General features: G+C 45.5%; 27 protein-coding genes. 24 read left to right on the forward strand and 3 right to left on the reverse strand.

Features of this window, described 5'->3' with window-relative positions; translation table 11 throughout:
- Window positions 1–5: 5 nt before the first annotated feature.
- The gene (gene dnaA / locus MHM94_RS15785; protein ID WP_026111101.1) at window positions 6–1,406 is read right to left on the reverse strand and encodes a chromosomal replication initiator protein DnaA; all 1,401 of its coding nucleotides are present in this window, start codon (window positions 1,404–1,406) and stop codon (window positions 6–8) included.
- A gap of 569 nt (window positions 1,407–1,975) precedes the next feature.
- Between dnaA and rpmH the strand changes: the two genes are divergently transcribed.
- From rpmH to MHM94_RS15905, 24 genes are all read left to right on the forward strand, one after another.
- Complete coding sequence (gene rpmH, locus MHM94_RS15790; RefSeq protein ID WP_045980711.1) at window positions 1,976–2,110, forward strand: 50S ribosomal protein L34; 135 nt, start codon at window positions 1,976–1,978, stop codon at window positions 2,108–2,110.
- A gap of 3 nt (window positions 2,111–2,113) precedes the next feature.
- Window positions 2,114–2,539, forward strand: a complete 426-nt coding sequence (gene rnpA, locus MHM94_RS15795; protein WP_235420044.1) for a ribonuclease P protein component — start codon at window positions 2,114–2,116, stop codon at window positions 2,537–2,539.
- A 93-nt stretch (window positions 2,540–2,632) separates the two neighbouring features.
- The gene (gene yidD / locus MHM94_RS15800) at window positions 2,633–2,884 is read left to right on the forward strand and encodes a membrane protein insertion efficiency factor YidD (protein WP_082079318.1); all 252 of its coding nucleotides are present in this window, start codon (window positions 2,633–2,635) and stop codon (window positions 2,882–2,884) included.
- Between the two features lie 27 nt (window positions 2,885–2,911).
- Window positions 2,912–4,537, forward strand: a complete 1,626-nt coding sequence (gene yidC, locus MHM94_RS15805) for a membrane protein insertase YidC (protein WP_235420043.1) — start codon at window positions 2,912–2,914, stop codon at window positions 4,535–4,537.
- A gap of 105 nt (window positions 4,538–4,642) precedes the next feature.
- Window positions 4,643–6,007: a tRNA uridine-5-carboxymethylaminomethyl(34) synthesis GTPase MnmE gene (gene mnmE / locus MHM94_RS15810; protein ID WP_235420042.1), complete on the forward strand. Its 1,365-nt coding sequence runs from the start codon at window positions 4,643–4,645 to the stop codon at window positions 6,005–6,007.
- Between the two features lie 159 nt (window positions 6,008–6,166).
- Window positions 6,167–6,331 (forward strand): hypothetical protein, encoded by a 165-nt coding sequence (locus tag MHM94_RS15815; protein WP_235420041.1) that lies wholly within the window; start codon window positions 6,167–6,169, stop codon window positions 6,329–6,331.
- Between the two features lie 569 nt (window positions 6,332–6,900).
- Window positions 6,901–7,338, forward strand: coding sequence for an FMN-binding protein MioC (gene mioC / locus MHM94_RS15820; protein ID WP_138548736.1), 438 nt, complete (start codon window positions 6,901–6,903; stop codon window positions 7,336–7,338).
- A 410-nt stretch (window positions 7,339–7,748) separates the two neighbouring features.
- Entirely contained in the window at window positions 7,749–9,638 is a 1,890-nt protein-coding gene (gene mnmG / locus MHM94_RS15825; RefSeq protein WP_045979463.1) for a tRNA uridine-5-carboxymethylaminomethyl(34) synthesis enzyme MnmG, read from the forward strand.
- A gap of 15 nt (window positions 9,639–9,653) precedes the next feature.
- On the forward strand, window positions 9,654–10,274 hold the full coding sequence (gene rsmG / locus MHM94_RS15830; RefSeq protein ID WP_130146647.1) for a 16S rRNA (guanine(527)-N(7))-methyltransferase RsmG: 621 nt from the start codon (window positions 9,654–9,656) through the stop codon (window positions 10,272–10,274).
- Window positions 10,275–10,290: 16 nt separating this feature from the next.
- The gene (locus MHM94_RS15835) at window positions 10,291–11,076 is read left to right on the forward strand and encodes a ParA family protein (RefSeq protein WP_022944881.1); all 786 of its coding nucleotides are present in this window, start codon (window positions 10,291–10,293) and stop codon (window positions 11,074–11,076) included.
- Between the two features lie 20 nt (window positions 11,077–11,096).
- Window positions 11,097–12,023: a ParB/RepB/Spo0J family partition protein gene (locus tag MHM94_RS15840; RefSeq protein WP_235420040.1), complete on the forward strand. Its 927-nt coding sequence runs from the start codon at window positions 11,097–11,099 to the stop codon at window positions 12,021–12,023.
- A 145-nt stretch (window positions 12,024–12,168) separates the two neighbouring features.
- Entirely contained in the window at window positions 12,169–12,549 is a 381-nt protein-coding gene (locus MHM94_RS15845; RefSeq protein WP_045979460.1) for an ATP synthase subunit I, read from the forward strand.
- Window positions 12,550–12,564: 15 nt separating this feature from the next.
- A complete protein-coding gene (gene atpB / locus MHM94_RS15850) occupies window positions 12,565–13,422 on the forward strand; it encodes a F0F1 ATP synthase subunit A (RefSeq protein ID WP_022944884.1) in 858 nt (285 codons plus the stop codon).
- A gap of 57 nt (window positions 13,423–13,479) precedes the next feature.
- On the forward strand, window positions 13,480–13,713 hold the full coding sequence (gene atpE, locus MHM94_RS15855; protein ID WP_022944885.1) for a F0F1 ATP synthase subunit C: 234 nt from the start codon (window positions 13,480–13,482) through the stop codon (window positions 13,711–13,713).
- Window positions 13,714–13,758: 45 nt separating this feature from the next.
- The gene (gene atpF, locus MHM94_RS15860) at window positions 13,759–14,229 is read left to right on the forward strand and encodes a F0F1 ATP synthase subunit B (RefSeq protein ID WP_022944886.1); all 471 of its coding nucleotides are present in this window, start codon (window positions 13,759–13,761) and stop codon (window positions 14,227–14,229) included.
- Window positions 14,230–14,245: 16 nt separating this feature from the next.
- Complete coding sequence (gene atpH / locus MHM94_RS15865; RefSeq protein ID WP_022944887.1) at window positions 14,246–14,779, forward strand: F0F1 ATP synthase subunit delta; 534 nt, start codon at window positions 14,246–14,248, stop codon at window positions 14,777–14,779.
- Between the two features lie 14 nt (window positions 14,780–14,793).
- Window positions 14,794–16,335: a F0F1 ATP synthase subunit alpha gene (gene atpA, locus MHM94_RS15870; RefSeq protein WP_022944888.1), complete on the forward strand. Its 1,542-nt coding sequence runs from the start codon at window positions 14,794–14,796 to the stop codon at window positions 16,333–16,335.
- A 53-nt stretch (window positions 16,336–16,388) separates the two neighbouring features.
- Entirely contained in the window at window positions 16,389–17,249 is an 861-nt protein-coding gene (gene atpG, locus MHM94_RS15875) for a F0F1 ATP synthase subunit gamma (protein ID WP_022944889.1), read from the forward strand.
- Between the two features lie 32 nt (window positions 17,250–17,281).
- The gene (atpD, locus tag MHM94_RS15880; RefSeq protein WP_022944890.1) at window positions 17,282–18,667 is read left to right on the forward strand and encodes a F0F1 ATP synthase subunit beta; all 1,386 of its coding nucleotides are present in this window, start codon (window positions 17,282–17,284) and stop codon (window positions 18,665–18,667) included.
- 13 nt (window positions 18,668–18,680) lie between these two features.
- Entirely contained in the window at window positions 18,681–19,103 is a 423-nt protein-coding gene (locus MHM94_RS15885; protein ID WP_022944891.1) for a F0F1 ATP synthase subunit epsilon, read from the forward strand.
- A gap of 227 nt (window positions 19,104–19,330) precedes the next feature.
- Complete coding sequence (gene glmU / locus MHM94_RS15890; protein ID WP_235420039.1) at window positions 19,331–20,692, forward strand: bifunctional UDP-N-acetylglucosamine diphosphorylase/glucosamine-1-phosphate N-acetyltransferase GlmU; 1,362 nt, start codon at window positions 19,331–19,333, stop codon at window positions 20,690–20,692.
- A 200-nt stretch (window positions 20,693–20,892) separates the two neighbouring features.
- Window positions 20,893–21,840 (forward strand): hypothetical protein, encoded by a 948-nt coding sequence (locus tag MHM94_RS15895; RefSeq protein ID WP_235420038.1) that lies wholly within the window; start codon window positions 20,893–20,895, stop codon window positions 21,838–21,840.
- Window positions 21,841–22,377, forward strand: coding sequence for a hypothetical protein (locus tag MHM94_RS15900; protein WP_235420037.1), 537 nt, complete (start codon window positions 21,841–21,843; stop codon window positions 22,375–22,377). It abuts the gene before it with no gap.
- Window positions 22,378–22,502: 125 nt separating this feature from the next.
- Window positions 22,503–23,177 carry a hypothetical protein gene (locus MHM94_RS15905; protein ID WP_235420036.1) on the forward strand — a complete coding sequence of 225 codons (675 nt, stop codon included), beginning with the start codon at window positions 22,503–22,505 and terminating at the stop codon, window positions 23,175–23,177.
- On the opposite strand, the gene MHM94_RS15910 is transcribed toward MHM94_RS15905, so the two are convergent.
- Both MHM94_RS15910 and MHM94_RS15915 read right to left on the reverse strand, forming a co-directional pair.
- Window positions 23,174–24,403 (reverse strand): LysM peptidoglycan-binding domain-containing protein, encoded by a 1,230-nt coding sequence (locus tag MHM94_RS15910; protein WP_235420035.1) that lies wholly within the window; start codon window positions 24,401–24,403, stop codon window positions 23,174–23,176. The genes MHM94_RS15905 and MHM94_RS15910 overlap by 4 nt on opposite strands.
- Window positions 24,404–24,596: 193 nt before the next feature.
- Window positions 24,597–25,892 carry an ATP-binding protein gene (locus MHM94_RS15915; RefSeq protein WP_138507924.1) on the reverse strand — a complete coding sequence of 432 codons (1,296 nt, stop codon included), beginning with the start codon at window positions 25,890–25,892 and terminating at the stop codon, window positions 24,597–24,599.
- Between the last annotated feature and the right edge of the window lies 1 nt (window position 25,893).

The raw sequence follows: 25,893 nt of genomic DNA on the forward strand, positions 1-25,893 counted from the left end.
TGACCTTAAGATGACAAAGTTCTTATTAGATTTTGATAGTCTTCTTTCACTTCGTGATTTTCTTCACGCAGTGATTTAACCTTGCGGCATGCATGCAGCACGGTTGTATGATCACGCCCACCAAAGGCATCACCTATTTCTGGCAGGCTGTGATTGGTTAATTCTTTAGATAGCGCCATGGCCACTTGTCGTGGACGAGCTACAGAGCGGCTGCGGCGTTTAGATAGTAAATCTGATACGCGAATTCGATAATACTCTGCCACTGTGCGTTGAATATTATCGATAGTCACCAACTTATCTTGCAAAGCGAGTAGATCGCGCAAGGCTTCTTTAACAAAGTCGATTGAAATTGGTCGTCCAGTAAAGTTTGCGTTAGCGATGACCCGATTAAGTGCGCCTTCCAATTCACGCACATTTGAGCGCAGTTTCTTCGCAATAAAAAAGGCCACTTCATGGGGTAAATTAATCTTACTTTGCTGCGCTTTTTTCATCAAAATAGCGACCCGAGTTTCTAACTCCGGTGGCTCAATCGCAATAGTTAAGCCCCAGCCAAAACGTGATTTAAGACGGTCTTCAACGCCTTCTATTTCTTTTGGGTATCTATCAGAAGTCAGAATAATTTGCTGATTACCTTCTAACAGCGCATTAAAGGTATGAAAGAACTCTTCTTGAGAGCGCTCTTTATTAGCAAAAAACTGAATATCATCAATAAGTAAGGCATCAACACTGCGGTAATAGCGCTTGAACTCTTCAATGGCATTATTTTGCAGCGCTTTGACCATATCTTGCACGAAGCGCTCGGAATGCATATAAACGATTTTAGCGTTTTCTTTTTTAGCTAAAATACCGTTACCCACGGCGTGCAGTAAGTGCGTCTTACCCAAGCCTGTGCCACCATAAATGAAGACAGGGTTAAATGCCGAACCTGGGTTATCGGCCACCTGTGTGGCTGCTGCTTTAGCTAATTGGTTTGACTTACCTTCAACAAAATTGTCGAAGGTATAATTTTCTTTGATATTCGATTTGTACTGTGACTTGGGCGCCGGTTCTACGGCGGCAGGTGCCTGCGCACTTTGGGTGACCGCTGGAGCGCTGCTAGCACTCGCTGCCTGGGTATTATTCGTATTGCTACTGGGGGCGGGCGTGTTACCGTTGAGTATCGGTTTGCTGCCCACGTCAAAGCGCAATTCAGGAGCTTCGTCACCGCATATTTCAACTAATAGTTCATTGATCCGGTTAAGGTACTTTTCGCGAACCCAATCAAGCACAAAACGGTTAGGCGCATAAATAGTTAAAGTGTCGTCTGTACTTTCAGCTTGGAGCGGGCGCACCCACATACTAAATTGTTGCGACGGTAGTTCATCCTGCAACACATATAAACAACTTTGCCAAACTGACAGATACACAGTGTACTCCCGAAATTAGGTTTGTATTATTGATACCCGTACATCACGGGTGAAGGTTGTCGTTGCTTGTCTTCCCTGAATCTGCGCCTTGGTGCGATCCGGCTGTCCATTATGACGCCTATTTATCCACAACTTCAATATTGATTTTTTTAGAAATTATGCTCCCTGCGCAAAATTTACATAAGATATTGTTTTTATTTAATATAAATTTTAAAAATAGAAGTTAGGCAGACCATTAATTAGGGTTTGATCGTATTCAATTTTTAAGATCAATTAAGGTTATAAAGTGGATTTATGCACTTTTTAAACAGAGCCTGTGGAAAACTTCAATTAATCACCGATCTTTTTAGGATCGCTTGCCGATCTGAGCACAATTTTTTCGCTCCCCTACTCCTATAGCACTGTTATTTTCATTGACTTTGACCAAGACTATCTATAGAATTCCGCGCTCGCTAAGGCACCGCTTATTGTCCGGTGTAAATCACTTGGCTTTGTGCAGTGTCTGCGTCTGTGTGAGGATCGCGACCCACACAGTTAATTTAAACCTTAACCGATCGGATGGAATTGTTATGAAAAGAACTTTTCAACCTAGCGTACTTAAGCGCAAGCGTACTCACGGTTTCCGTGCTCGCATGGCGTCAGCAAATGGCCGTAAAGTACTAGCACGTCGTCGTGCTAAAGGCCGCAAAGTACTTTCTGCTTAATTAGTGGAAGACTTTCGCTTTGGCAGGGAGTTACGACTGTTAACTCCCTCGCATTATTCCCGCATTTTTAACGAGCCCGCTCGGGCAGCAACCGCCCTATTCACATTACTAGCTAAACCAAACGACTTAGATAATCCTCGCATTGGTTTAACCGTAGCTAAAAAAAATGTGAAGCAAGCCAACCAACGCAACCGCATTAAGCGTATCGCCCGTGAGAGTTTTCGTCTCAATCAACATCAGTTAGATAACATTGATATTGTGCTTATGGTTAAGCGCGGTATTGATGAGCGTTCTAATGCCGAGATTCGTGCTGAACTTGATAAGTTATGGCGAAAAATCAATGAGCGTTGTAAACCAGGATACAAGCCACCACCCAGACGTCATAGCAAAAAGCGTCCTAATGGGCAGCAAAAGCGCCAGCAATCATAGAATTTAGCGTCTTTTTCAGGTATCTTTAGCTCACCTTTTAATCGACACTCACTGAGTATTCACAATCACTCTGCTCAGTACTGAGGCTTACCTATGATCGCCCATATTTTGGCCATACCAAAACACAGCCTCATTATTGTAATTAGAGGTTATCAAAAGTGGATAAGCCCCCTACTTGGGCCCAGTTGTCGCTTTAATCCGAGCTGCTCTTCGTATGCTCTGCAAGCTATAAAAATGCACGGAGCAATAAAAGGCAGTTGGTTGGCAACGAAACGAATAGTAAAATGCCATCCTTTACATGCTGGTGGGGATGACCCCGTACCCAGCAAACGTAACCATCATTAATCTAAACGACGAGAAATAAGAGCTGTTATGGAATCGCAACGCACGTTTTTAATAATCGGCCTGTTGTTGGTGTCGTTTTTATTATTCCAAGAGTGGAATAATGACTACAACCAACCGCAGCAGCCTAGTGCCCAAACGCAACAAAAGACGCAAAGCCAGCAGGCCGGCCAGTCAGATGTACCGCAATCAGACGTTGATAATTCCCTTACTGCCACTGCTGTGGACCGTAAAATTATCGAAGTGACTACCGATGTATTTGCCGTAAAAATTGATACCTTGGGCGGTGACATCATCGAAACTAAGTTGCTTAAGCACGCTGAAACCCATGGCAGCGATACTCCTTACCTATTATTAGGGGAGTTTGATGGCAATCAGTACTTCTCACAAAGTGGCTTAATTGGTTTAAATGGTCCTGATGCGCAGGCCGAACGCCCAGTGTATGACTCTGAGAAGCTACAATATACTCTCAATGGCGATACCTTAACGGTGCCACTGACTTTCGTTGATGACCAAGGCGTTCGCTTTACTAAAACTTACACCTTTAAACAGGGTCAGTACGATGTAGCGATGGACTACAACGTAGAAAATACCACCGCAGCGCCACTGCAAGTGCAGTTGTTTGCACAAGTTAAGCGTACAGTGCAAGAAAAAGGCAGTTTAATTGACCAAAGCTACCTTGGTGGTGCTTACGGTACAGACGAGATAAATTATGAAAAATACTCATTCTCTGATATTGAAGACAAACAATTAAATAAAGCCACCCAAGGCGGCTATATCGCTTTTCTTCAGCACTACTTTGTCAGTGCCTGGGTACCAAACCAAGAGCAACAAAACACCGTCTATATGCGCCTTATCACGCCTTCAGTTGCGCAAATTGGTGTAAAATCAGAGCCAATAACAGTGGCAGCCAATAGCACCGCAGACATCAGCGCCACTTACTATATGGGCCCTAAAGACACTGATGCCCTTGAAGCCATTCACCCTAACCTTGATTTGGCTGTTGACTATGGCTGGCTGTGGTTCATTTCACAACCATTGCTCACCCTACTTAAGTTCCTTTACAGCTTCTTAGGTAACTGGGGTCTAGCTATTATCGCCATCACTATTGTGGTGAAGTCATTACTCTTCCCATTAACGAAAGCACAGTACACCTCTATGGCGAAGATGCGTGCCCTGCAACCGAAAATGCAAGCACTGAAAGAGCGCTACGGTGATGACCGCCAGAAGTTCGGTCAGGCCATGATGGAAATGTACAAGAAGGAAAAAGTAAACCCGATGGGTGGCTGTTTCCCGCTGTTACTGCAAATGCCAATCTTCTTGGCGCTGTTCTATGTATTCCTAGAATCGCCAGAATTACGTCATGCTGAGTTCGGCCTATGGCTAACAGATCTATCATCAAAAGACCCTTACTACGTACTGCCTATCTTGTTCGGTGCGAGTATGTTCTTGATGCAGAAGCTACAGCCAATGACGGTTACCGACCCGATGCAACAAAAGATGATGACCTGGATGCCAGTAATCTTCTCGGTTTTCTTCTTATGGTTCCCATCAGGTCTGGTTCTATACTGGCTCGTGTCTAACCTTATCTCCATTGCGCAAATGCTGATTATTTATCGCGGTATGGAGAAAAAAGGCATGAAAGTACGCGGTTAACAACCCGCTATTGAAGCTAAAAAAAGCGGCCTAAGAGCCGCTTTTTTATTGTTTATAACAACATTAGGTTACAATACATCCATTCAGGCTTTATCGAGTAATTCTATGCTTTCACAAGATACAATCGTTGCTCAAGCCACCGCGCCAGGTCGTGGTGGTGTGGGTATTATTCGTGTTTCTGGCAGCCATGCAAAGCTGGTCGCTGAGCGCATTTTAGGACGCTGCCCACGTACCCGCTACGCCGAATACCTGCCTTTTAATGACCTGCAGCAACAACAATTAGACCAGGGCATAGCGCTGTTCTTTCAAGGCCCAAACTCTTTCACCGGCGAAGACGTGCTAGAACTACAAGGCCATGGCGGCCCTGTGATTCTCGACATGTTGTTAAAAGAGATTAGCCAACTTGAGGGTGTACGCTTGGCCAAGCCCGGTGAGTTCTCGGAGCGGGCTTTTCTCAATGATAAGCTTGATTTAACCCAAGCCGAAGCAATTGCCGATTTAATTAATGCAACCTCAGAACAAGCGGCTAAAAGTGCCCTGCACTCACTACAAGGCGAGTTTTCAAAACATATTGAAGAGCTGGTGGAGCAAGTTATTCACTTGCGCATGTATGTGGAAGCGGCCATTGACTTCCCTGATGAAGAAATCGATTTTCTTAGTGATGGTAAGGTTGGCAACGACTTGCAAGCTATTCTCGATAAGATCGCGGCAGTTAGCAAACAAGCGAAGCAAGGCAGCATTATTCGTGATGGTATGCGCGTGGTCATTGCTGGTCGCCCTAATGCCGGTAAATCAAGCTTGCTTAACGCCCTTGCTGGGCGTGATGCCGCCATTGTCACCGATATCGCAGGCACCACTCGTGATGTATTAAAAGAGCATATCCATATTGATGGGATGCCTTTGCATATTATTGATACCGCAGGACTACGTGAAAGCCCAGATAAGGTCGAGCAAATAGGAATAGAACGCGCTTGGGAAGAAATCAACCAAGCCGATCGCGTGCTGTTTATGGTTGATGCCACGGAGACGGATGCCACCACTCCAGAGCAAATTTGGCCAGAGTTTACCGCTAAGCTGCCCGCCAATATGGGCATTACCGTGATCAGGAATAAGGTCGATCTCAGTGGCGAGCAACCGGGGTTTGACGACCACCCTACTCATCCGGTCATTCGCCTCAGCGCCAAACAAGCACAAGGCATTGACCATGTGCGAGAGCACCTTAAATCATGCATTGGCTTTGAGGGCACCCAAGAAGGCAGCTTTATGGCTCGCCGCCGTCATTTAGATGCATTAGAGCGAGCGCAGCAGCACTTGTATACCGGTCAAGAGCAACTTGAAGCCCATGTTGCCGGGGAGATCTTGGCAGAAGAGCTGCGTTTAACCCAGCAGTATTTAAGCGAGATCACCGGCGAATTCACCTCTGACGATCTGCTCGGCAAGATCTTCAGCTCCTTTTGTATCGGTAAATAGATTAATAAAGTCTAGCGAGCCCACCTTTGTGTGGGCTTTTTTTCAGCTCCCTCTCTGTAACTCAACACTCCAAATCATCAGAAAAGCAAAGCTCGGCTCACCTAATAGTCAACAGCTCAATCCAAAAATGACAGCTATCAGGGCAAAACGAACGCATAAGTGAGCTCGTCGCTCCCTAATTTATTGGCAAAAAACAACGCTAAACTAGCGTTAAATAAGATCCCACCGATGCTGGGTGCCCACAGCAACATAGTGATTATGCATATTGGCGGCAAAATCGGCGCTATTTTGTGTAAATATTGGCTACCAGCGACTCGTTACTGAGCAATTTTTATAGCGATCAATTAAAAACTGACATGCCTATCTGCACCAAAAAGCGTGATTAACAGTGAAAAGATCTGTCACACATAGCTAGTTTGGGTAGCAGTCATTCATGCGTTTTAACATTAACAAAGCATTTGAGACTCGGGACTTGGCACATTAAGCGCATCAGATCCAAAAATACGGGCACTCTCAAAAGAAATGAAGCCAATAAATAGAAAATTTATAGAAGTATTGGATCTATTAAATGAGTTTTATAGATCCAAAAATACGCCGAGATAATCTCTATTGATCATTATCCACAAGCAAAGCATACACACCCATGCAATTTTTCTTTATCAGTAGAAAACAGTGTGAAATTACTCAGTTATGATGAACGGGTATGGCTTTTTAACCTAAGCTTATCGACTTTTTATCAACAGCTTTAAAAATTAAAAACTCTATATTTATCATCACTATATATTCATTTTAAACAGCTATTGATGTTCAGAACTACACACAGGGATTAAGATCAATTGAGCCTAACCACAGATCAGGTATCATGGGCGCAACAACATTTAGGCGTAGTAACAATGAGCCAGCTCGAAATTATTATTGGTAGTCAAATGGGCGGCACTGAATATGTGGCCGAACAGTTACGTGACTTAATGGAAGATCAAGGCATAAGCTGTACTTTACATGAGCAACCTGATCTTAAGGATATGAAAATGGAGGCTGCGTGGTTGATTTGCACATCAACCCATGGCGCTGGCGACTATCCTGATAATTTGCAGCCTTTTGTTGAAGATCTCAATGGCCTCACTAATCTCGACAATATTCGCTTTGCGATCATTGGCATAGGAGATTCTAGTTACGATACCTATAACTATGCAGCCAAAAACATCGAGCAGTTGTTGCTATCAAAACAAGCTCAACCACTCTTACCTCGCTTGGAGATAGATGTTCTTGGCGAAGATCTACCTGAAGATACGGCTGAACGGTGGTTACCAGAACTATTAAAACACTTGTAAGAAAACGATCTTACTAAAAAGTTATACACATATTTATTGTTTTTTAAATCGGTATGTGGATAAAAGCTTGGTATCTTGCGATCTTAACCATGATTATACACTTGATAAGATCGAAGCGAATCTTGCCTGTGTATAAAAGGGCCTTTTGATCAGATGTTCTCCCCTACTAGATCCGATCATACTCACAATAACTTAGATCGCTTAATTTGTTGTTAATCATACGTTTTATAGGGTTATCAACAGAAAAGTAGGATCCTAGTAGTAAGATCAATAAAAGATCTCTTTAAAAGATCCTTTTATATATAAGATCTCTTTACCTTGAGTGAACATTATTTAACCATTTCCCTTAAGCTAATTTCTAGGTAGAATACGCCTCCTCTTAATATTTCACTGGTTGTAGGAAGCATTAAATGATTTTTCATGAGCACTTTGATGTCATTGTCGTTGGCGGCGGTCACGCTGGTACAGAAGCCGCTTTGGCCTCTGCACGAATGGGCATGAATACGCTATTGCTAACGCATAATATGGACACCTTAGGGCAAATGTCATGCAACCCTGCAATCGGTGGGATCGGCAAAGGCCATTTGGTGAAAGAGATCGATGCCCTTGGCGGTGCCATGGCAAAAGCGATCGACAAAGGCGGGATCCAATTTCGAACATTAAACTCATCGAAGGGCCCTGCTGTACGTGCAACTCGTGCCCAAGCTGATAGAGCGTTGTACAAAGCGGAAATACAAGCGATTCTGCAGCGCCAAGAAAACTTAAAGATCTTCCAGCAATCCTGTGATGATCTGATTGTAGAGGGTGATAAAGTTACAGGTGTTGTCACTCAGATGGGATTGAAGTTCAGTGCGCCATCCGTGGTACTCACCGTAGGAACCTTTTTAGGTGGCCAAATCCATATTGGCTTAGAAAACTTTAAAGGTGGCCGCGCTGGGGATCCGCCTTCAATTGCGTTAGCACAGCGCTTACGTGAATTACCTTTTCGCGTTGATCGTCTAAAAACAGGCACGCCTCCACGAATTGATGCTCGCACCGTCGACTTCAGCAAAATGCAAACACAACCTGGTGATACGCCTACACCTGTGTTTTCGTTTATGGGTAAGGTGGAAGATCATCCGCAGCAGATCCCCTGTTATATCACCTACACAAACGACAAAACGCACGAGATTATCAATGAAAATCTGCACCGATCGCCTATGTATTCAGGCGTGATTGAGGGGATCGGTCCGCGTTACTGCCCATCGATTGAAGATAAAATAGTTCGTTTTGCTGATAAAGATAAACACCAGATCTTTGTTGAACCAGAAGGGTTAACCTCTTATGAGCTATACCCAAATGGTATCTCCACGAGTTTGCCATTTGACGTGCAGATGCAAATAGTCAACAGCATCGCTGGATTTGAGCAAGCCCACATCTGTCGCCCTGGTTATGCCATTGAGTATGACTTTTTCGACCCTCGGGATCTTAAGCCGTCATTAGAAACGAAGTTTATTCAAGGGCTTTTCTTTGCTGGGCAAATAAACGGCACCACAGGCTATGAAGAAGCCGGAGCACAAGGGCTTATTGCTGGTATGAATGCCGCGTTGCAAGTGCAAGGCAAAGAAGCTTGGACTCCACGACGTGATGAAGCATACACAGGGGTATTAATTGATGACTTAGCCACACTAGGTACCAAAGAGCCCTATCGCATGTTTACTTCACGTGCTGAATACCGATTGCTACTTCGCGAAGATAATGCTGACTTGCGCCTTACCGAGAAAGGCCGAGAACTGGGCTTGGTCGATGACCAGCGTTGGGCTGCATTTAATGAAAAATTAGAAGTGATGGAACAAGAAACACAGCGTATTCGTTCCACTTGGATCCATAAAGATCACCCAGCACAGGACGCAGTGAACGCGTTATTAAAATCACCGATGACCCGTGAAGCCAGTTTAGAAGAGTTGATCCGTCGCCCTGAGATCAATTATCGCGATCTTACCGCTATCGAAGGTTTAGCGAGTGAGTCAGACAACCAGCAAGCACTTGAACAGGTAGCGATTCAAACAAAGTATGCTGGTTACATTGCTCGTCAACAAGACGAGATCGCAAAGCAGTTGCGCCATGAGCAAACTATTTTGCCAGCGGAGTTTGATTACAGTCAAGTATCTGGCTTATCAAATGAGGTTGTTGCCAAGCTTAGCGAAGCTCGCCCGGACACCATTGGCCAAGCGTCGCGTATTTCTGGTATTACTCCAGCGGCGATTTCGCTATTATTGGTGTATCTGAAAAAGCAGGGCATGTTACGCAAGTCAGCGTAACCACATAACACATCCATGTTAGAAAAAAAATTTACGCAGTTATTGGCCGCAGCCAATATCTCTCTAAGCGAGCAACAAATTAATCAGTTGCTCGCTTATGTTGCTTTATTAAACAAGTGGAACAAAGCATACAATTTAACGTCTGTTCGCGACCCTAATGAGATGCTGGTAAAGCATATTATGGATAGTTTGGTGGTAGCTGAACATTTAGAGGGTAAACACTACATTGATGTTGGCACCGGCCCAGGTTTACCGGGTATGGTGTTAGCCATTGCCCTACCCGACACCGAATTTGTACTACTGGATAGCCTTGGCAAGCGTGTGACTTTTCTTAAGCAAGTAAAACATGAGCTTGGCCTAAAAAATGTAACCGCCGTACAGAGTCGAGTTGAAGATTATCAGCCAAGTGTTAAATTAGATGGAGTGCTTTCTCGTGCCTTTGCCTCTATTGATGATATGTTGCATTGGTGCGCACATTTAATTGATCAAGATGGACGTTTTATAGCTTTGAAAGGCCAATATCCTGAGCAGGAACTTGCCAACCTCCCTGCTGGATTTTCGTTTACCCAGGACATTGAGTTATCAGTTCCAGAGCTTCAGGGCGAACGTCATCTTATAATTCTAAAAAAAGCTTAATTGGCAGAGGATCACCGTGGCTAAAGTCATTGCAATTGCAAACCAAAAAGGAGGCGTGGGTAAAACCACCACAGCCGTGAATTTGGCGGCCTCTATGGCTGCGACCAAGCGTAAAGTTTTACTTATCGATCTCGATCCTCAAGGCAATGCGACCATGGGTAGCGGCGTTGATAAGTACGATGATGTCGCCACTATTTATGACTTACTCATTGAAGAGCAACCTTTTGATGACGTTGTCATCCAGCAAACCTCGGGTGAGTATCATTTAATTGCTGCCAATGGCGATGTGACTGCCGCTGAAGTTAAGCTTATGGAATTGTTCGCACGCGAAGTGCGCCTGCGCAACGCGTTGGAGAAAATTCTAGAGCAATATGATTATATCTTCATCGATTGCCCACCCTCACTGAATATGCTGACCGTCAATGCAATGGCTGCCGCTGATTCGGTACTCGTTCCCATGCAGTGTGAGTACTATGCTCTTGAGGGAATTACAGCGCTGATGGGAACCATCGAGCAATTGGCGCAGTTAGTGAACCCTAAATTACAGATTGAAGGCATCTTGCGAACCATGTACGATCCGCGCAACCGCCTTGCCAATGATGTTTCTGAGCAATTGAAACAGCACTTTGGCGATAAGGTCTACCGAACCGTTATTCCGCGCAATGTTCGTCTCGCAGAAGCCCCTAGCTTTGGTGCGCCGGCCATGTATTATGACCGAGCCTCTGCAGGCGCCAAAGCCTACCTTGCCTTGGCCGGTGAAATACTGCGCAGAAAAGAAAAACAAACACCTGCAGTCGCCTAAACGTAGAGGTAAGCCAACCAATGTCTGCTAAAAAACGTGGATTAGGACGGGGTCTAGACGCCCTACTGACGTCATCTAAGCCAGCTCCTGGCCCAGCGCCAAGCGCAGATGCACCTGTTGAAGAACACTCACAAGCGCAAGCGCAAGCGAATGCGCAAAGTGGTGAGTTGCAAAAGTTAGCGATCGAATTTTTACGCCCTGGAAAGTATCAGCCGCGAAAAGATATGTCAGAGGAAGCGTTAGAAGAACTTGCTTCCTCCATTCGTGCACAAGGTATTATTCAGCCCATCGTCGTGCGCCAAGTTGCACCTGACAGCTATGAAATCATCGCCGGTGAACGCCGTTGGCGCGCCGCCCAGTTAGCTAAACTTGATGTGGTGCCTTGCCTTATCAAGGCAGTTCCGGATGAAGCAGCAGTTGCTATTGCGTTGATTGAAAACATTCAACGTGAAGATTTAAATGCTATGGAAGAAGCCATCGCTTTAGGTCGACTGATTGATGAATTTGAGTTAACGCACCAGCAAGTGGCTGATGCCGTTGGCAAATCGCGCACCACTGTCACTAACTTATTACGGCTCAATAACCTTAACGATGATGTTAAAATCATGTTAGAGCATGGCGATATTGAAATGGGTCATGCTCGGTGTTTATTAGCGTTAAGTGGTGAGTTGCAGTCTGAAGCGGCACGCACCGCCGTAGCTAAAGCGCTAACCGTGCGTGAAACCGAAAAACTCGTGCGTTCTATTCTAGAGCCCGTAGAAAAGCCGCAGAAGAAAGAAAAAGATCCAGATGTCATACAGTTAGAGCAAAAGCTCGAAGATAATCTCGGCGCTAAGGTAGAAATTAACTACAACCAAAAAGGTAAAGGTAAGTTGGTGATTTCTTATACAAATCTCGAAGAGTTAGACGGAATTCTTCACCGTATTGACCCACAGTTTAAAGATTAGTCGCTAAGGCGCTCTCACCCCCGTTTCGCGGGGGTGAAATTCCCCCAAATCGCACTGACTCAAGTTGCAAATCAGCCAAAAACAAGTATAATTTCGCCAGTTTTCACACCCTAATAAAATTTAACGTTATTAAGGTTAATAAAAAGTGACGCAAAGGTTAGCAGGCCCGTATCGCCGCGCCGCATTTAAGGGCGTTCTTTTTCAGGGTGTCGTAGCAACAATCGCTGCAGTAATAGTTTTAGTAGGTTGGGGAGTAGAAGCCGGTCTCTCAGCATGGCTTGGAGGCTTGACTGTTGTACTCCCTAATTTTGTATTTGCCGCTTATGCATTTAGATATATGGGCGCAAGCAAATCAGAACAAGTCCTAAGCTCGTTGAAACGAGGAAAGGCGTTAAAGTTTTTGCTCACTGTGTGTATGTTCGTACTGGCTTTTAAACATTTTTTATTGCTTCCAGTACCCTTTTTTAGCGCTTATGTGCTGATATTTGCCACACAGTGGATAGCACCGATTTTTTTTAATCATTAACTTTTGGGATAAAACATGGCTGCAGAAGAAGTGACTCTATCGAGCCATATTCAGCACCACTTGACCAATGCAAAGATGTGCTCAACCGATGCCGGTATTGAGTTCAACAAAGCATGTGCGGACAGTGGCTTCTGGACATGGCATGTAGATACCCTCGCATGGTCAATCGGATTAGGTCTTATATTCTTATGGATCTTCCGTGGCGCCGCTAAAAAAGCACACACAGGTGTACCTGGTAAGTTTCAATGTTTCATTGAGATGATTGTTGAGTTTGTTGGTGACAACGTACGCGACACTTACCACGGTAAAAGTAAGTTAATTGCCCCCCTTGCCTTAACGATTTTCGTTTGGGTATTCCTAATGAACCTTATGGATTTGATCCCGGTTGATTTCCTTCCTGCATTTGCAGGCTGGGTGGGCGAAACAGCATTTGGTATGGACTCTCATGACGTATACATGAAAATCGTACCAACCACTGACTTGAACATGACTGCAGGTCTTGCCATTGGCGTATTCTTGCTAATGATTGGTTACTCAATTCGCATTAAAGGCATCGGTGGTTTCCTTGCTGAGTTAACGCTGCACCCGTTTAGCACTAAGAACAAACTAGCAATGGTGTTCTTAATTCCATGTAACTTGCTGTTAGAGCTAATTTCATTGATTGCTAAGCCGTTTTCATTGGCACTGCGTTTGTTCGGTAACCTGTATGCAGGTGAGATGATCTTCATCCTTATCGGCGCTGTGGGTTTAATGCAGTTACCACTGCACTTTGTATGGGCGGTATTCCATATCTTGGTTATCGTACTACAGGCATTCGTATTTATGATGCTGACCATTGTTTATCTAAGCATGGCTAGCTCAGACAACCACTAATAAACTGATTTATTAACTTTTATTTTTTAATTTACTTTAAAAACTTTGGAGAAAAAAATGGAACTAGTATTAGGTCTTAAGTATATCGCTGTTGCTCTACTTATCGGCTTCGGTGCAATCGGTACTGCAGTTGGTTTCGGTAACATGGGTGGTAAATTCCTAGAAGCGTGTGCGCGTCAGCCTGAGCTTGCACCTTCACTACAGGTTAAAATGTTCATCCTTGCTGGTCTTATCGATGCCGTAGCTATGATCGGTGTTGGTATCTCTATGTACATGTTGTTCGCACTTTAATTCACTAGTAGCTCTTAGAACAACTGTCAATAAGGAGGAGCGGTCGTGAATATTAACGCCACTCTTATCGGTGAATTAATCGCATTTACGGTGTTCGTGCTGTTCTGTATGAAGTACGTATGGCCACCGCTAAATAGTGCGATTGAAGCTCGCCAAAAGAAAATTGAAGATGGTTTAGCTGCTTCTGATAAAGCTGAGAAAGACTTGGAACTGGCTCGTCAAAAAGCCACGGAACAGTTAAAAGAAGCGAAAGCTCAAGCTGCTGAAATCATCGAGCAAGCTAAAAAGCGTGCCTCGCTTATTGTTGACGAAGAGACAACTCGTGGTCAGCAAGAGCGTGAAAACATCATAGCTCAAGGTCACTCTGAGATTGAAGCAGAGCGTAACCGCGTGAAAGAAGATTTACGTAAGCAAGTTGCTACTCTAGCAGTAGTCGGTGCTGAGCGTATTCTTGAGCGCGAGATCGACCAAGCCGCACACAGCGACATCGTTGAAAAACTTGTCGCAGAGCTGTAACTAGGAGGGTATGAGCATGTCTGAATTGACTACCATCGCTCGCCCATACGCTAAAGCGGCTTTTGAGCTTGCCGTTGAGAAAAACGCGGTTGCCCAATGGCATGAAATGCTGCACTTCGCTGGCCAAGTGGCCAGCGATGAGCAGGTTAATGCAGTCATTGGCAGCCTGCCGTCTGTGTCTGACCAAGCCGATGTAATCATCAAGGTTTGTGCTGACCAACTCAACGAACAGGGTCAAAATCTTATCAAGCTAATGGCCGAAAATGAACGTTTAGCCGCCCTGCCTGACGTTGCCGAACTATTTGCCGAGTTTAAGGCTGAGTTCGACAAAGAAATCGAAGTCACTGTGATTTCTGCAACGGAGCTTGCTGCAGCGCAGCAAGAGAAACTAGGCGCGGCACTCGAACAACGTTTCGCACGCAAAGTTAAGCTGAATTGTAGTGTTGATGCCTCCGTCGTTGGCGGGTTGGTAATTCGTGCCGGTGACACCGTAATCGACGGGTCTATACGCGGCCAAGTTGACCGCTTAGCGGCCACACTACAATCGTAATTGGGAAAAAGAGCATGCAACTTAATTCCACAGAAATTTCTGCGCTGATCAAGCAACGCATTGAGCAGTTTGAAGTTGTAAGTGAAGCACGTAACGAAGGTACTATCGTATCTGTTACTGACGGTATCATCCGCATCCACGGTCTAGCTGACTGTATGCAAGGTGAGATGATCGAGCTTCCTGGCAACCGTTATGCTATCGCATTGAACCTTGAGCGTGACTCAGTAGGTGCAGTAGTAATGGGTCCTTACGCTGACCTTAAAGAAGGCGTAAAAGTTAAATCAACAGGTCGTATTCTTGAAGTACCAGTCGGTAATGGTCTTCTAGGTCGTGTAGTAAACACCCTAGGTCAGCCTATCGATGGTAAAGGTGCACTGGACAGCGAAGGTTTCGAGCCAATCGAAAAAATCGCCCCAGGTGTAATCGACCGTCAATCAGTAGATGAGCCAGTTCAAACTGGTTATAAGTCTATCGATGCCATGATTCCAGTTGGTCGCGGCCAGCGTGAATTGGTTATCGGTGACCGTCAAACTGGTAAAACTGCATTAGCAATCGACGCTATCATCAACCAAAAAGACACAGGCATTAAGTGTGTGTACGTAGCGGTTGGTCAAAAAGCATCGACTATTGCTAACGTAGTACGTAAATTAGAAGAGCACGGTGCCCTAGAAAACACGATTGTTGTTGTAGCATCGGCTTCTGAATCTGCAGCCCTACAGTACCTAGCACCGTTTGCTGGTTGTACTATGGGTGAATTCTTCCGTGACCGTGGTGAAGACGCGCTTATCGTATACGATGACCTGTCTAAGCAAGCGGTAGCGTATCGTCAGATTTCACTTCTACTTAAGCGTCCACCGGGCCGTGAAGCATACCCAGGTGACGTTTTCTACCTTCACTCACGTCTTCTAGAGCGTGCAGCACGTGTAAACGCTGACTACGTTGAGAAGTTCACCAATGGTGAAGTGAAAGGTCAAACAGGTTCATTGACGGCATTGCCAATCATTGAAACTCAAGGTGGTGACGTTTCTGCCTTCGTACCAACCAACGTGATTTCAATCACCGATGGTCAGATCTTCTTGGAAACTGACTTGTTTAACTCAGGTATTCGTCCTGCGGTTAACGCCGGTATTTCTGTATCGCGTGTAGGTGGTGCTGCGCAAACTAAGATCGTTAAGAAACTAGGTGGTGGTATCCGTCTAGCGCTTGCTCAGTATCGTGAACTTGCGGCGTTCTCGCAGTTCGCTTCTGACCTTGACGAAGCAACACGTGCTCAACTTGAGCATGGTGAGCGCGTAACCGAGCTAATGAAGCAGAAACAGTACACGCCAATGTCTGTTGCGGAAATGTCTCTATCACTTTTCGCTGCTGAAAAAGGCTTCCTTGCTGACATCGAAGTAAGCAAAATCATGGACTTCGAAGCAAGCCTAATCGGCTTCGCTAAAAGCGAGTACGCAGAGCTAATGGCGCAAATCAATGAAACTGGTAACTACAACGCCGAGATTGAAGCACAGTTGAAAGAACTTCTTGAGAAGTTCAAGTCAACGCAAACTTGGTAATTTAGTTATCTAAGGTGAGTGCATTGCGCTCACCGAGATTCGGAGAGAGAGTCATGGCCAGCGGAAAAGAGATTAAAAGCAAGATCGGGAGTATTAAAAATACTCAGAAGATCACCAGCGCAATGGAAATGGTTGCCGCTTCAAAAATGAAGCGCGCACAGGAGCGTGTTGCTTCTAGCCGTCCATACGCTGAGAACTTACGCAAAGTGATCGGTCGTATTGCTCAAGCGAATCTTGACTTTAGTCACGCTTATTTAGAAGAGCGTGATGTAAAGCGAGTTGGTTATATTGTTATCTCTACAGACCGTGGTCTGTGTGGCGGCTTGAACACTAATGAGTTCAAGAAAGTCTCACAAGACGTAAAGGCTTGGAAAGAAAAGGGCGTTGACGCTACTTACGCAACCCTAGGCAGCAAAGCTGCTGGGTTCTTCCAAAGCTTTGGTGGTCAGCTTGCCGCGAAAAAGGCAGGCCTTGGAGATGCCCCTTCAGTTCAGGACGTAATTGGTCCTGTGAAAGTGATGCTCGATGAGTTCGCTGAAGGCAAAATTGACCGTTTGTTCGTGGTATATAACCATTTCGTTAATACCATGAAGCAAGAGCCAGTAATCGATCAGTTATTACCTTTGCCAAAAGCTGAAGAAGAAGTATCAGCCCACGCTTGGGACTACTTGTACGAGCCAACACCAGAGGCCATTTTGGAAACTCTGTTGGTGCGTTTCATTGAGTCACAAGTTTATCAAGGTGTGGTTGAGAATGCTGCCTCTGAGCAGGCCGCCCGTATGGTTGCAATGAAAGCTGCAACTGATAATGCCGGCGACCTGATGGATCAGTTGCAATTGCAGTACAACAAAGCGCGTCAAGCAGCAATCACACAAGAGATCAGTGAGATTGTGAGCGGTTCGGCAGCGGTTTAACGCTTCGGCAAAGTTTAACGAGAGGAATTGACATGAGTTTAGGTAAGGTCGTCCAAATTATCGGCGCCGTTGTGGACATCGAGTTTCCACAAGACAACGTGCCAGCCGTATATGACGCACTAAAAATTACAGAAGGCGACCTAGCAGGTTTGACACTAGAAGTGCAACAGCAGCTAGGTGGCGGTGTGGTACGTGCTATCGCACTAGGTACTACTGACGGTCTACGTCGTAGTACAGCAGTAGAGAATACTGGCGAGCCAATCATGGTTCCAGTTGGTACTAAGACCCTAGGTCGTATCATGGACGTATTGGGTAACCCAATTGATGAAGCTGGCCCAATCGGTGAAGAAGACCGTATGTCTATCCACCGAGCTGCACCTTCATACGAAGAGCAGAGCAACTCAGTTGAACTTTTAGAGACTGGTATCAAGGTAATCGACCTTGTATGTCCATTCGCTAAAGGTGGTAAAGTTGGTCTATTCGGTGGTGCCGGTGTAGGTAAAACCGTAAACATGATGGAGCTTATCCGTAACATCGCAATCGAGCACAGCGGCTTCTCAGTATTCGCTGGTGTTGGTGAGCGTACGCGTGAGGGTAATGACTTCTATCACGAAATGAACGACTCAAACGTACTCGATAAAGTATCGCTAGTATATGGTCAGATGAACGAGCCACCAGGTAACCGTCTACGTGTTGCATTGACTGGTCTAACTATGGCTGAGAAGTTCCGTGACGAAGGTCGTGACGTACTATTTTTCGTAGATAACATCTATCGTTATACCCTAGCCGGTACTGAAGTATCAGCACTACTAGGTCGTATGCCATCAGCAGTAGGTTATCAGCCTACACTTGCTGAAGAGATGGGTGTACTACAGGAGCGTATCGCGTCAACTAAAACCGGTTCAATCACTTCAATCCAAGCGGTATACGTACCAGCGGATGACTTGACTGACCCGTCACCAGCAACGACGTTCGCGCACTTGGATGCAACAGTTGTACTATCTCGTGACATCGCGTCACTAGGTATCTACCCAGCGGTTGACCCACTTGACTCATCTTCACGTCAGCTAGACCCGCTTGTTATCGGTCAAGAGCACTACGACATCGCGCGTGGCGTTCAAACCGTACTACAGCGCTATAAAGAGCTGAAAGACATCATCGCCATCCTAGGTATGGACGAGCTGTCTGACGAAGATAAGCAAGTAGTATCACGCGCACGTAAGATCCAGCGTTTCCTATCTCAGCCGTTCTTCGTTGCTGAGGTATTTACAGGTGCGCCAGGTAAATACGTTTCATTGAAAGACACTATCGCAGGCTTTAAAGGCATTCTTGACGGCGAATACGATGAGCTACCAGAGCAAGCGTTCTACATGGTAGGTTCAATCGAAGAAGCTGTTGAAAAAGCGAAAAGCATGTAACTAGGAGGGGAGTATGGCAGCTATGACCGTACATCTTGATGTTGTAAGCGCTGAAGAGATGATTTTCTCTGGCCGCGTAGAATCACTTCAAGTGACAGGTAGTGAAGGTGAGCTTGGTATTATGCCTGGCCACGCACCGCTACTAACTGCCCTCAAACCTGGAATGGTCCGTTTAGTAAAGCAACTAGGTGGTGAAGAAATCATCTATGTTGCTGGCGGTACATTAGAGGTACAACCTCATAATGTAACTGTCCTTGCTGATACCGCTGTACGAGCTGAAGAGCTTGACGAACAAGCGGCAGAGCAGGCTAAGCGTGAAGCGCAAGAGCAAATGGATAAAGCTGGCAGTGGCGAGCTTGATTACCATAAAGCAGCGATCCAACTCGAAGAGGCGCTTGCGCAGCTTCGTGTTATTCGTCAATTGCGTAACAGCTAAACGCTTCCAACCTCATAGGTTTGCAAAAACCCGCGCTTTAAGCGCGGGTTTTTTTATGTCTGTTCTTTCTATGTTCACACTGTTGCAGATACAATAGTCGGTATTGTCGATAGCCATACCAGAAAATCGCTGGCTGCTTTTTAGCCAGCTGTGTGTGGACACAGGATGTGCCAACTTAAAGCGTGAGCTGAGTGTGCGCTGTCACGTCGCGAAAAAAGGATATTAGAATGAATTTAACGACTGTAATTTTAGCTGCGGGTAAAGGTACACGCATGCGTTCTAAGTTGCCTAAGGTGCTGCATCCGGTTGCCGGCAAGCCGATGGTTCAACACGTCATTGATAATGCTAAGGCCTTAGGGGCCACCAGCACCAACCTAGTTTATGGCCATGGTGGCGAGTTACTTAAACAACAACTCGGTTATAATGAGGTCAATTGGGTGCTACAAGAGCAGCAGCTAGGCACGGGCCATGCTGTCGCTGTAGCCAAAGAACATATTGGCGATGACGATAGAGTACTGATTTTATATGGCGACGTGCCACTGACCAAGCAAGAAACCTTAGAAGGGTTATTAAAAGCCACTCCTGAGCGTGGCCTAGCGGTGCTTACCGTGGATTTGGCCGACCCTAATGGCTATGGGCGTATGCTGCGCGATAATGGCAAACTGGTGGGCATTGTCGAGCAAAAAGATGCCAATGAAGAGCAACTGAAAATTACCGAAATTAATACCGGTATCATGGCCTGTCATGGCGGGTTGTTGAAAAAGTGGTTGGGCAATCTATCGAACAGTAATGCTCAAGGCGAATACTACCTTACCGATATTGTCGCTATGGCCCACTCAGAAGGCGTTGAAATCAGTTCAAGCCAACCATCGCACCCTATGGAAGTTGAAGGCGCTAACAATCGCGTACAGCTCGCTCAGTTAGAGCGTGCCTATCAAGGCTGGCAAGCCGAGCAGTTGATGATCAACGGTGCGAGTCTAGCCGACCCGGCCCGCATCGATGTACGTGGCACAGTGACCACGGGTCAGGATGTACACATTGATGTTAATGTCATCTTTGAAGGTCAGGTAGAGCTCGGCGACGATGTTGTTATCGGCCCGAACTGCGTATTAAAAGACTGCAAAATTGGTGATGGTGTGATGATTAAGGCTAATACCTTGATTGAAGATGCCAGTGTCGCTGCGAAGTGTACCTTAGGCCCATATGCACGCCTACGCCCCGGGGCTGTTATGGAAGAAGACTCTCATATCGGCAATTTTGTGGAAATGAAAAAGTCCCGTCTAGGAAAAGGCTCAAAAGCCAATCACCTGACCTACTTGGGCGATGCACAGATAGGCGAAAAGGTGAATATAGGCGCTGGCACAATCACCTGTAATTACGATGGCGTTAATAAGTCGCAAACTATTATCGGCGATCATGCCTTTATTGGCTCTAACTCCTCGCTGGTGGCTCCGGTAGAAATTGGCGCCACTGCCACAGTGGGTGCCGGCTCAGTCGTGACCACTAATGTGGGCGATAAGCAGCTGGCGGTAGCGCGGGGCAAGCAACGTAATTTAGATGGCTGGCAACGACCTACAAAAAAGAGCTAAGCTGTTAAGCACTTGCCAAGTGATAATAAAACAAGCCGCGCTATGCGGCTTGTTATTTATAAAAACTATTTTAAAGACGGTTGCAGAGCCTGCTATAATTACTAGTGCGACATATATTTAATTTATGTTTCAAAGTTGATAACATTGCCGAAAAGACTCTGGGATTGAGTCTAAACTTTTACATTAGCAAGGAGTGCAAAATGCCAGGTCCATTTTTACATCAAAAACCCCACCAACACCCAAGTATCACTCGTGGCCGTAATCAGGCTGCTCTCAGAAGAGATCTAAACAAAGAGCAACACGATATTTATGCACTGACAAAAGAAGAGTTTGTCAGGCTGTGGATTGAGTTTCATAAACGTAGAAATAAAACTATAGAAGAAGTGAAAGACTATTTTTCCAGAGTGACAGCACTTTCTGCAATAGAGAGCGCGGCTTGGTTTGGTGCAAACTTGGGTTCAGCGGTTAAAGATACCAGTTCACTTATAAGGTTAGTGAATGATTTTAAAAAGTCTGGAAATATTCTAGGTAAATACAGTATTGTAACTAAAAATGGTAAAGAATATGTTGTTTTTAAAGGCAATCATAAATTACGAAGTATAGTTACAAGCGCGCGTTATCCGGTTAAAAGCCCTAAGCTTATGACCGTTGGGGTGGGGCATGAAGCCATAAAAGCTGGGGCGAAACAAGGTTTCCTGATATCTATTGTCTTTTCAATTACGTTAAATACGATTAACTGGATTTTTCAGGATGAATACAGGTGGACTAATTGGCTTGCCACAACAGCCACTGATGTTGTGAAAATACTTATTGCCTCACTAGCAGGGATTATAGCGGCCGCTATGGCAGGTACTGTAACGGTTGTTGCTTTGGTTGGTGGTATATTGGTGGCCGTTTTACTGGGTTTCTGGCTGGCTTGGGGAGATGGTCAACTAGGAGTGACAAAGGCGTTAATAGAGGTTCTGAATCAATTTGAGGAACGCTTAAAGCGCAAAGAACAACTAATCAAACACAAGATTGATGAGTGTATCCAAGAAGTTTACTACGTTACATCTAGGGCGATTATTAAAGTTGTCGAGATAGCTGTTTCCGAGCGCTTACGACGTTTGCTAGCTAGTTACCCTTACTCTAATAGGAGATACTATTGAATGCGTGGGGAGGTTGATTCTTTCTATTTGTACTGCCTAGCAGGTATGTCATTAGTCGTTGTTGGACTAACGTGGTTTATGCTTGCTGCTGGGTTTGACATAACTGCAACACACTTTACTTATCCAACCAGTGGTCTAGCCCTGATTTTGTTTGAACCTGTTATATCTTGTTTAGTTTTAGGCTGGATATTTAGTGTCGTTCTTTTTATATATGGTGCATTAAACTCTATAAAAGCATTATGGCCAGAAAATGACCATATCAATTTAGCTTTAAATTGGCTGATATGGACTTTAGCAATATTACTTCTGTTAACCATTTTGATGGTTGTGGCGTATTATTTTATCTGGCCATTATGGGCGTCGCATAATGGTTATCAGCCCTGCCCAAGTTATACTCTATTTTGGGGAGAGCCCTTCGTCACCGCTTGGGTGACGGATATTGAAATCTGTCACAACGACAAGGTCGATGCCGTATTGGAAAACAGCTTGCATGAGACCGTTCTGCGTACCAATAAGCTCATTGAAAACCTGAAGTAGTTAGTTTTTAACGCAAGTTAAACAAGCCGCGCTATGCGGCTTGTTCTATTTTTACGCAGCCCCATGAACTAAATCGTCGTATCTGCAGTCCTTATAAGGTGATGTTATTTTTGTAGCATAGGGATATGTTTTTACGCGCCTTACTCATTTCAATTACTTGCCATATGCTAATTATTGGGTATGTGTTGAGCACCGCCACTCCGGCGATAATGCGAGCGCATCAGGAAGAGTCACCGGCCACCATGCAGGTGGTGATGATTAGCTTGCCACCGCCAGAAAATAAGATAGAGCATCCCGTGCATGCGCCAGAGCCGATTAAGCCGCAGCGCTCAGTGAATAATGACTCTCACTCAGCCACGCCCGTTCAAAAAGAGGAAGGTGAAGGAAAAGCTAATCAGCATAGTGAAGCTCTAAAAAGCCGAGCGGCTGCTGCTGAAAAAAAAGACAAAGCCCCGGTGAGAATAAACCCTTATGCGCACTTTGAGCAACGCGTCACTCGTGCGTTTGCAAAAACTCAGTCATCAGCTGGGGTGGGCAAGGTACAGCTTGATGAGCTTCCTCGTTACTCCGGTCCAGATATCACATCAGTGCAGCAATCAACAGGCGCGATGCAGGTGCTCGCCGGTGACAAGGTGACGGGTAACTATCTATTACGCCAAGATGGCCGCTGCTTTGTCATGGATGCTTCTTCACCGATGGCACAAGCGGATATGCCAGCAGGTGAAGTCATTTGCCCGCATCTCAAACAAAGAAAGCAGGCCGCCTTTGATGCGGCCATGAGTAAATGGTTGCAGGATTAACTGCGTGATAGAAACACGGTGAGAGTGTCGCCAACCTGTAATATATTGCTTGAAAGGTTGTTCCACTGTTTTAATTTGGCAATGCTCACTTGGTAATGGCGGGCAATTTTCCATAAGCTCTCCCCCGAGCTGACCTTATGTTCGATTTGCTCATCGGCTAATACCGGTAAAATCAGCTTATCACCAATGCGAATGCGATCGGAGCTAAGGTTATTAAACGTCTTTAGCTGCTTAACACTAAGCGCATAACGCTCGGCAATAACACTTAAACTATCCCCCTTGGCAATGGTGTAATGCTGCCATTGGCTGTAATCACTACTTTGTTGTTTGGCAATGGCTTGCTGCCAGTGTTGCTGTTTAGCCTTGGGTACGACCAAATGCGGAGCATCGATGATCGCAGGAAAGCGGATTACGCCGTGATTGAGGTCTTGCACATCTTGCCATTGCGACTTATCGGCTAAAATAACTGCGCCTTTGATGGGGAGAGGCGAAATGGCTGGGCTGTTATCAATTGCTGGGAAGTCCATTTTTTCATGTTTTAGCAAATGCACTGCAGCAAGCAGTTTGGGCACATATTTGCGTGTTTGTTTGGGCAGTTTGAGCGCGAAAAAGTCCGTGCTTTTCCCAGCTTTTTTATTGGCCGCAATAGCATTGCGCACTCGACCTTCGCCAACATTGTATGCAGCAATAGTATGATACCAGTTGCCATCAAAACGCTTATACAGGTACTCAATAAAGTCCAGCGCCGCCGCTGTGCTGTCGAATACATCTTGGCGGCCATCGTACCAAGGCGTGATTTTAACGCCAAAGTATTGAGCAAGCGAAGGCGTTAACTGCCATAGGCCGCTAGCATGCTTGTGAGAGTAGGCGCTGGCATCAAAGTCACTCTCAATCAGCGGCATTAGCGCTAATTCTATTGGCAGGTTTCGCGCTTCCACCTCTGTCACTATATGATACAAGTAAGGCTCGGCACGACGGCTTATTTCATCCATATAATTAGGATGTGATAAATACCAGTCAACGCGCTTCATCACATCCGGGTGAGTCGAGTCTGCAAAGCTCAATTGCATACGGATACGCTGCCATACATCGTCCACTTGTTGCGGTGTTTGTTGCGGCTGTTTCGGTTGCACTGACGGCGGTACCGCCTTTTCACTTACACTTGGGGACTGAGCCTCGGTTTTTATGGTGTCATTGTTTACAGGGGGCTGGGGCTTCGAGCTCATGCTCTGGCAACCCGCGAGGAACAAAAAAACTAATAGCGCTGAAATTCGATACATAAATGCTACTTAAATAATAAACTGAATTCGGTCATTTCGGCGAATCAGCTTAGCGTTGGCACCTTAACATAAGGTGAGCTAAATCTGAGCGGCCGCTGAAGCGAGGGCTTGCTAACTGCGCCCTCAGAGCCCATTGGCGTTAGCCAAAGACGCAGCGTAAACATGCCCCTTGGGGTTGTTCATGGTAGGTTAGGTCGCCACCATGGCTAACCATAATTTGTTTGCTTAGCGCTAAACCTATCCCTGAACCTTGCTGTTTAGTGGTGAAAAAAGGCACAAACATCATTTCTTGAGCTTGTTTACTGATGCCACCACCGGTATCACACACGGCAATGTATAACTGCCCTTGGCTATTTTTATCAACAACCATAGACAAGGTTTTGTCTGCACAGTTCACACTCATCGCTTCTATGGCATTTTTGATCAGGTTAATTAATACCTGCTCAATTTGCTGGGCATCACACATCACTAAAGTGTCGCTGTGGGTTTGTAGCTTTAGAGCAATATGCTGCTGCTCCAAGTCTGTTTTGAATAGGGCACAACAACGTGTTACCACATCTGCAAGAGATTGCGCCTTGAGATCTGGCTTGGGCAGATTACTGATGGATCGAAAACGTGCGATAAAGGCGCTTAACCCTTCAGTGCGGCTATGAAGGGTTTGTAAGGCGAGTGCTAAGTCTTCTTTATCTTCGCTATCGGTAAAACTCAGTCCTTGTGGCAACAGACCGGTGCAGGTGTGTGCCAATGATGACAGCGGGGTAATCGAGTTGGCAATTTCGTGCGTGAGAACGCGCGTTAAGCGCTTATAGGCTTGTTGTTCTTTTAGTAGTAACTGCTCATGAATCGACTGCAAAGTGACAATTTTTAGCTCTTGCCCTTGGATGGTGGCCAAGCTTATTTGTATAGACAAGGTGTCCTGCTGTTCTCCTCGCTGCCATAGAGCGGTTGATTGACACTGACTTTGTGCTTCACTAATAAACTCACCGAGCTGCGCTAACGATTGCAGATCTTTCACGGGAGCCCCGAGCAGCCTTGCGACAGCCGGGTTTTGCTCAATAATATTGCCCTGCGCATCGAACACTAACACCGCCATATCGATATGGATTAGCAGGGTTTGCATAAACTGGGCTTGTTGCTCCGCAGCCAACCGGGCTTGCAATATTTGCTCTTTAACTTCGTTATACTGTACCCGCATAGGATGGTTGCGAGGCAACCCTAGGCTACTATCCCCGTTAGCCAGGGCTTTAAGTGCTAATTGCGCTTGGCGGCTTTGGCGTTTAAATAGCACTAAAATACTGCAAATGCAGGCCAGTGCGACCAATACCATGCCTGTGGTTAGCGCCGGTAATTGTAAGCTGTACCAACTATATTGGGCGCCTAATGCCGTTAGTATAACGCCAGCTAACAATAACGACAGTTTTGTATTTGCAGACATC

This window comes from Pseudoalteromonas sp. CNAT2-18.1 (assembly GCF_022347865.1).
Taxonomy (GTDB): Bacteria; Pseudomonadota; Gammaproteobacteria; order Enterobacterales; family Alteromonadaceae; genus Pseudoalteromonas; species Pseudoalteromonas ruthenica.